This window comes from Stenotrophomonas sp. SPM, assembly GCF_003105135.1.
GTDB lineage: Bacteria > Pseudomonadota > Gammaproteobacteria > Xanthomonadales > Xanthomonadaceae > Stenotrophomonas.
Map to the genome: position 1 here is coordinate 1 of NZ_QETL01000146.1, position 7,450 is coordinate 7,450.

Here is a 7,450-nt window from a genome sequence, read left to right on the forward strand (position 1 = left end):
CGGGCATGGCCCGGCGCCACCGCCCCCCACCCCCGGCTACCCCCGATTCAGGCTGTTCAGGCAGAATCGCCCCATACCCTTCCAGGATCTGCCCATGCGCTTTCTGCTGATGTCGTCCCTGCTGCTCACCGTCACGGCCTGCACCTGGGTGCCGATGGAACCGGCCGGCAAGACCGTGCGCGTGCTCCCGGCGGGCCCGCTGCCGGCGGGCTGCATCACCAAGGGTGAGGTCGTGGTGACCGTGAAGAGCAAGGTCGGCTTCTACAACCGCAACCCGCTGCGCGTGCAGGAAGAGCTGGAAACCCTGGCCCGCAACGAGGCCCCCAGTGCCGGCGCCAACGCCGTGCAGGCCGCTGCGGCCCCGGCCGATGGCAGCCAGCGCTTCGCCGCGTTCCAGTGCCCGCCGCGCTGAGCGGACACCATACGGCCAAGGCTGAATCCGTAAAGATGCGGTTAAAGCCCCGGAGTTATAGAATAGCGCCCCCTTTTGCCTGAGCCTTGGCGCTAACCTCGATGCTCTTCAAGAATGTCTCGATCGCCGGCCTGGCACACGTGGACGCGCCGCATACGCTGACCACCAAGGAAATCAACGAACGGTTGCAGCCGACGTTGGATCGCCTCGGCATCCGCACCGACGTGCTCGGCGATATCGCCGGCATCCACGCCCGCCGCCTGTGGGACCACGGCGTCCTCGCCTCCGACGCCGCCACCATGGCCGGCCGCAAGGCGCTGGAAGATGCCGGCATCACCGCCGGCCAGGTCGGCCTGCTGGTCAACACCTCGGTCAGCCGCGATTACCTGGAACCGTCCACGGCCTCCATCGTCTCCGGCAACCTCGGTGTCAGCGACGAGTGCATGACCTTCGATGTCGCCAATGCCTGCCTGGCGTTCATCAACGGCATGGACATCGCCGCACGCATGCTTGAGCGCGGTGACATCGACTACGCGCTGGTGGTGGATGGCGAGACCGCCAACCTGGTGTACGAAAAGACCCTGGAACGGATGACCGCCCCGGACGTCACCGCCGACGACTTCCGCAACGAGCTGGCCGCCCTGACCACCGGTTCGGGTGCCGCCGCCATGGTGATGGCGCGCTCGGAGCTGGTGCCCGACGCCCCGCGCTACAAGGGTGGCGTGACCCGCTCGGCCACCGAATGGAACCAGCTGTGCCTGGGCAACCTGGACCGCATGGTCACCGACACCCGCCTGCTGCTGATCGAAGGCATCAAGCTGGCGCAGAAGACCTTTGCCGCCGCCAAGATCGCCCTCGGCTGGGCCGTGGAGGAACTGGACCAGTTCGTCATCCACCAGGTCAGCCAGCCGCACACCGCCGCGTTCATCAAGAACTTCGGCATCGACCCGAAGAAGGTCATGACCATCTTCGGCGAGCACGGCAACATCGGCCCGGCCTCGGTGCCGATCGTGCTGAGCAAGCTCAAGCAGCTGGGCAAGCTGAAGAAGGGTGATCGCATCGCACTGCTCGGCATCGGCTCGGGCCTGAACTGTTCGATGGCTGAAGTGGTCTGGTAAGACCCCCTGTAGAGCCGAGCCCATGCTCGGCTCACGCGCCCAGCGCGGTTCCACCGCGGCCTGACCGGAGAGCAGCCGAGCATCGGCTCGGCTCTACACTGCGCCGCGATTCACACTAGGTGCTCCGCATGCGCGATCTTCCCGGTTACCCCGCCCACCCGCAGCGTTTCGAGGTCCGTCCCGGCCTGTCGATGAGCTATCTCGACGAAGGCCCGCGCGACGGCGAGGTGGTGGTGATGGTGCACGGCAACCCGTCGTGGAGCTATTACTGGCGCACGCTGGTGGCCGGCCTGTCGGACAAGTACCGCTGCATCGTGCCGGACCACATCGGCATGGGCCTGTCGGACAAGCCCGACGACCAGCGCTACGAATACACCTTGCAGTCGCGCGTGGATGACCTGGAGGCGTTGCTGAAGCACCTGGGCATCACCGGCCCGGTCACCCTGGCCGTGCACGACTGGGGCGGCATGATCGGCTTCGGCTGGGCGCTGTCGCACCACGCGCAGGTGAAGCGCCTGGTGGTGCTCAACACTGCCGCCTTCCCGATGCCGGCGGCCAAGAAGATGCCGTGGCAGATCGGGCTGGGCCGCCACTGGAAGATCGGCGAGTGGATCATCCGCACCTTCAATGCGTTCTCGTCCGGTGCCTCGTGGCTGGGCGTGGAACGGAAGATGCCGGCCGACGTGCGCCGCGCCTACGTGTCGCCGTACAACAGCTACGCCAACCGCATCAGCACCATCCGCTTCATGCAGGATATCCCGCTGTCGCCGGCCGACAAGGCCTGGTCGCTGCTGGAGCGCGCCGGCCAGGCGCTGCCGTCCTTCGCCGACCGCCCGGCCTTCATCGGCTGGGGCCTGCGCGACTTCGTGTTCGATCATCACTTCCTGGAAGGCTTCCAGGCTGCGCTGCCGAAGGCCCAGGTGCACGCCTTCGAGGACGCCGGGCATTACGTGCTGGAAGACAAGCACGAAGTGCTGGTGCCGGAAATCCGCGCTTTCCTGGACGCGAACCCGCTCTGAGGGTTGTGCGGGGTCGGATCCCTCTCGCAGAGAGGGCTCTGACCCCATCCAGGCAATCCGGGGTCAGAGCCCTCTCTGCGAAACGGATCCGACCCCAGGCCTCAGGCCGCGATCGGGCTGTTGTCGTTGCCTTCCCAGTCCGCCGCGGTCAGCGGGTCCAGGCCATAGGCGATGCGTGCCTTGTCGCACTGCGGGCTGGCCTTGCCGTATTCCCACGACGCATCCACCTCGCGGCACACGCTGGGCCGGTTGGGGTGGATGGTGCAGCGCGAATACACGCCGATCTGCGCGTCCAGCGCCACGCACCGCACCGGCTTGGAGTGCGTGCCGCGCATGCACAGGCGGTGCGGGTCCAGCACTTCGGTCAGCTGGTGCGGCACGCCGCCGGGGGTGACCTCGTCCGATTCCATCCAGTGGAAGGCCACGCGGTATTGGGTGCAGCAGGCGCCGCAGGTCATGCAGGGATGTTGCATGGGCAAGCCGCCTCGGGCGGCAGTGGGAATCGGGACGAGGCAGCGGATTTTCCACGAAGCGGGCGGCCGCGCAAGAAATTCCGTAAGCGGCGACAATGAACGGATGAACGGACCCTGCAATATCGCGGCGCGGCTGCCTGAACTGGCCCGCGAACGCCCTGACCAGATCGCCATCCGATGCCCCGGCCGGCGTGGGGCCGGCAACGGCATGGCCGCCTACGACGTGACCCTGGACTACCGCCAACTGGACGCCCGCAGCGACGCCATGGCCGCCGGCCTGGCCGGTTACGGCATAGGCCGCGGCGTGCGCACGGTGGTGATGGTGCGGCCCTCGCCGGAGTTCTTCCTGCTGATGTTCGCCCTGTTCAAGCTGGGCGCGGTGCCGGTGCTGGTCGACCCGGGCATCGACAAGCGCGCGCTGAAGCAGTGCCTGGACGAAGCACAGCCGGAGGCCTTCATCGGCATCCCGTTGGCCCACGTGGCGCGGCTGGCGCTGCGCTGGGCGCCGTCGGCCACCCGCCTGGTCACCGTCGGTCGCCGCCTGGGCTGGGGCGGAACCACCCTGGCCGCGCTGGAACGCGCCGGTGCCACCCGCGGCCCGATGCTGGCCGCCACCGATGGCGAGGATATGGCCGCCATCCTGTTCACCAGCGGCTCCACCGGCGTGCCCAAGGGCGTGGTCTACCGCCACCGCCACTTCGTCGGCCAGATCCAGCTGCTGGGCAGCGCCTTCGGCATGGAGGCCGGTGGCGTGGACCTGCCGACCTTCCCGCCGTTCGCCCTGTTCGACCCGGCGTTGGGGCTGACCTCGGTCATCCCGGACATGGACCCGACCCGGCCGGCGCAGGCCGACCCGGCGCGCCTGCACGATGCCATCCAGCGCTTCGGGGTGACCCAGCTGTTCGGTTCGCCGGCCCTGATGCGGGTGCTCGCCAGGCAGGGTCGGCCGCTGCCGACGGTGCGCCGGGTGACCTCGGCCGGTGCGCCGGTACCGCCGGACGTGGTAGCCACCATCCGCCGCCTGCTGCCCGACGACGCGCAGTTCTGGACGCCCTACGGCGCCACCGAGTGCCTGCCGGTGGCCGTGGTCGAAGGCCGCGAACTGGAGCGCACCCGCGCCGCCACCGAGGCCGGTGCCGGTACCTGCGTAGGCAGCGTGGTCGCGCCCAACGAGGTGCGCATCATCGCCATCGATGATGCGCCGCTGCCCGAGTGGTCGCAGGCGCGCGTGCTGGCCAAGGGCGAAGTGGGCGAGATCACCGTGGCCGGGCCCACCGCCACCGATACCTACTTCAACCGCCCGCAGGCCACCGCCGCGGCGAAGATCCGCGAAACCCTGGCCGATGGCAGCACCCGCGTGGTGCACCGCATGGGCGACGTCGGCTACTTCGACGCGCAGGGCCGCCTGTGGTTCTGCGGGCGCAAGACCCAGCGCGTGGAAACCGCGCGCGGGCCGCTGTACACCGAACAGCTCGAGCCGGTGTTCAACACCGTGCCCGGCGTGGCCCGCACCGCGCTGGTGGGCGTCGGCGCTGCCGGCGCGCAGATCCCGGTGCTGTGCGTGGAACTGCAGCGTGGGCAGTCCGACAGCCCGGCGCTGCAGGAGACCCTGCGCGCGCATGCGGCCACCCACGCTGCCGAGGCCGGCCTGCAGCACTTCCTGGTGCATCCGGCCTTCCCCGTCGATATCCGTCACAACGCCAAGATCGGCCGCGAGAAGCTCGCCGTCTGGGCCCGCGCCCAACTGGAGAAGCGCGCATGAAAATCCTGGTCACCGGTGGTGGTGGTTTCCTTGGCCAGGCGCTGTGCCGCGGGCTGCTTGAACGTGGCCACCAGGTGCTGGCCTTCAACCGCAGCCACTACCCGGAACTGCAGGCTATGGGCGTGGGCCAGATCCGCGGCGACCTGGCCGATGCGCAAGCGGTGCTGCATGCCGTGGCCGGCGTCGACGCGGTGCTGCACAACGGCGCCAAGGCCGGCGCCTGGGGCAGCTATGACAGCTACCACCAGGCCAACGTGGTCGGCACCGACAACGTCATCGCCGCCTGCCGCACGCACGGCATCGGCAAGCTGGTCTACACCTCCACGCCCAGCGTGACCCACCGCGCCACCCATCCGGTGGAAGGGCTGGGCGCGGATGAAGTGCCTTACGGCGAGAACTTCCAGGCGCCTTATGCGGCGACCAAGGCGATTGCCGAACAGCGCGTGCTGGCGGCCAACGACGCCACGCTGGCCACCGTGGCGCTGCGCCCGCGCCTGATCTGGGGCCCGGGCGACCTGCAGCTGGTGCCACGCCTGGCCCAGCGCGCCCGCCAGGGCCGCCTGCGCCTGGTCGGTGATGGCAGCAACAAGGTCGACACCACCTACATCGACAACGCCGCGCTGGCGCACTTCCTCGCGCTGGATGCGCTGGTGCCGGGTGCGGCCTGTGCCGGCAAGGCCTACTTCATTTCCAACGGCGAACCGCTGCCGATGCGCGAGCTGCTCAACAAGCTGCTGGCGGCCGTCGGCGCACCGGCCGTGGAGAAGACCCTCAGCTTCAAGACCGCCTATCGCATCGGCGCGATCAGTGAACGCCTGTGGCCGCTGCTGCGGCTGCCGGGCGAACCGCCGCTGACCCGCTTCCTTGCCGAACAGCTGTGCACGCCGCACTGGTACAGCATGGAACCGGCGCGCCGCGATTTCGGCTACGTGCCGCAGGTGAGCATCGAAGAAGGGCTGCGCCGCCTGAAGGCTGCGTCGTGACGGCAGCGTCACGGCGCTGAAGGCTTCATCAGCCGAAGAGATCGCCGTCACCGGTTGCACACCGGCAGATCTGCAGGATGGACCCAACGCCACACCGGCCGGACCACCCGCGAGGAACGCCATGCTGCATTACGCAATCATCTTCTTTGTCATCGCCATCATCGCCGCCGTGCTCGGCTTCTCCGGCATCGCCGGTGCCGCCACCAACATCGCCTGGATCCTGTTCGTCGTGTTCCTGATCCTTGCGGTGATCTCGATGTTCCGCAAGCGCGGATAGCCGATTTCGCTTTCTGTAGAGTCGAGCCGTGCTCGACTGATCACAACGCAGTCGAGCATGGCTCGACTCTACAGAAGGCCGTTACACCAGCGCCCGATCGGCCGCGTGCCGTTCCAGCGCCAGTTCAATCAACCGCGTGATCAGCGCGGTGTAGCCCAACCCGCTGGCGCCCCACAGCTTGGGGTACATGCTGATGCGGGTGAAGCCGGGCAGGGTGTTGATCTCGTTGATGACGATCTGCCCATCCGCGGTGAGGAACACATCCACCCGCGCCATGCCCGCACACTCCAGCACCTGGTAAGCCTGCAGCGCGATCTGCTGGATCCGTGCCTGCGCATCGCCATCGATCGCCGCCGGCACCACCACGTCCGCCCCATCGGGGTTGATGTACTTGGTGTCGTAGGCATAGAACTCGTCGTGCACCACCACCTCGCCGCAGACACTGGCCTGCGGCATATCGTTACCGAGCACCGCGCACTCGATCTCGCGGCCGACCACGGCCGATTCCACCAGCACTTTGTGGTCATGCCGCAGCGCCAGCTGCAGCGCCGCGGCGAACTCGCCAGCCTGCTTGACTTTGTTGACCCCCACCGACGAGCCCTGGTTGGCCGGTTTGACGAACAGCGGCAGCCCCAGTCGTGCGATCAGCGCCTGCACGTCCACGTCCGCCGCTTCATGGCGACGGATGCACACCCACGGCGCCACCGGCAGCCCCGCATCGCGCAGCAGCCGCTTGGCCACGTCCTTGTCCATCGCCGCCGCCGAGCCCAGCACCGGCGAACCGACGAAGGGCAGGTTGGCCATGCGCAGCAATCCCTGCAGCGCGCCATCCTCACCCAGCGGCCCGTGCACGATGGGCAGCACCACATCGATCTGGCCCAGCGCGGTGGACGCATCCACCGGCTGCAGCTGCGCCTGCCCGGCACCGGGCCGCACCGCCAGCGCCGTGCCCGAAGGGTGCAGCGCGATGCGTGCCGGGTCATCGGCATTGATCAGGAAGGTATCGGGCTGGCTGAGGTGCCACTGGCCCTGCTTGTCGATGCCCACCAGCACCGGCTCGAAGCGCTCGCGATCGAGCGCATCGAGGATGTTCTTCGCCGACTGCAGCGACACTTCGTGCTCGGAGGACATGCCCCCGAAAATGATCCCGACCCGGGTCCGTGCCATGCGGGTTGTCCTGTGTAACAAGGCCACACAGCATGAACCTCTCACGGCCCACCAGGTGAGGCACGCATGAATCACCCGTGGGGTCAGAGCCCGTTGCATCGCAACGGGATCCGACAGCTCACGGGAAACTGTCGAAGGCGGGGTGGGTCCGGTTGCGGGGGCGTGAGCCGCATGGATGCGGCGACCGAGCTTACATGGACGTACTTGCAGCGTCCCCCGCAACCGGACCCACCCCGCCA

8 protein-coding genes are annotated in these 7,450 nt (G+C 68.3%); 6 read left to right on the forward strand and 2 right to left on the reverse strand.

All coding sequences use genetic code 11. The annotated features are described in order from the left end of the window. The first annotated feature begins 94 nt into the window (after positions 1-94). The 3 genes from DCO49_RS18770 (at position 95) to DCO49_RS18780 (ending at position 2,549) form a co-directional block, all read left to right on the forward strand. Entirely contained in the window at positions 95-412 is a 318-nt protein-coding gene (locus DCO49_RS18770) for a DUF4156 domain-containing protein (RefSeq protein ID WP_116865278.1), read from the forward strand. Positions 413-513: 101 nt separating this feature from the next. After that, the gene (locus DCO49_RS18775; protein ID WP_116865279.1) at positions 514-1,530 is read left to right on the forward strand and encodes a 3-oxoacyl-ACP synthase III; all 1,017 of its coding nucleotides are present in this window, start codon (positions 514-516) and stop codon (positions 1,528-1,530) included. A 128-nt stretch (positions 1,531-1,658) separates the two neighbouring features. Next, positions 1,659-2,549 carry an alpha/beta fold hydrolase gene (locus tag DCO49_RS18780; protein WP_116865280.1) on the forward strand — a complete coding sequence of 297 codons (891 nt, stop codon included), beginning with the start codon at positions 1,659-1,661 and terminating at the stop codon, positions 2,547-2,549. A gap of 101 nt (positions 2,550-2,650) precedes the next feature. On the opposite strand, the gene DCO49_RS18785 is transcribed toward DCO49_RS18780, so the two are convergent. Beyond that, positions 2,651-3,022 carry a YkgJ family cysteine cluster protein gene (locus DCO49_RS18785; RefSeq protein ID WP_116865281.1) on the reverse strand — a complete coding sequence of 124 codons (372 nt, stop codon included), beginning with the start codon at positions 3,020-3,022 and terminating at the stop codon, positions 2,651-2,653. 103 nt (positions 3,023-3,125) lie between these two features. Here DCO49_RS18785 and oleC point away from each other — a divergent pair, with 103 nt between their 5' ends. The 3 genes from oleC to DCO49_RS18800 all read left to right on the forward strand — a co-directional run bounded on the left by oleC (position 3,126) and on the right by DCO49_RS18800 (position 6,044). Continuing rightward, positions 3,126-4,784 carry an olefin beta-lactone synthetase gene (gene oleC / locus DCO49_RS18790; protein WP_116865282.1) on the forward strand — a complete coding sequence of 553 codons (1,659 nt, stop codon included), beginning with the start codon at positions 3,126-3,128 and terminating at the stop codon, positions 4,782-4,784. After that, complete coding sequence (oleD, locus tag DCO49_RS18795) at positions 4,781-5,767, forward strand: 2-alkyl-3-oxoalkanoate reductase (protein ID WP_116865283.1); 987 nt, start codon at positions 4,781-4,783, stop codon at positions 5,765-5,767. The genes oleC and oleD overlap by 4 nt, the downstream gene beginning before the upstream one ends. Positions 5,768-5,888: 121 nt before the next feature. Beyond that, positions 5,889-6,044, forward strand: coding sequence for a DUF1328 domain-containing protein (locus DCO49_RS18800; protein WP_005407633.1), 156 nt, complete (start codon positions 5,889-5,891; stop codon positions 6,042-6,044). An 81-nt stretch (positions 6,045-6,125) separates the two neighbouring features. On the opposite strand, the gene ddlA is transcribed toward DCO49_RS18800, so the two are convergent. Beyond that, positions 6,126-7,211, reverse strand: coding sequence for a D-alanine--D-alanine ligase (gene ddlA / locus DCO49_RS18805; RefSeq protein ID WP_116865284.1), 1,086 nt, complete (start codon positions 7,209-7,211; stop codon positions 6,126-6,128). Positions 7,212-7,450 lie beyond the last annotated feature (239 nt).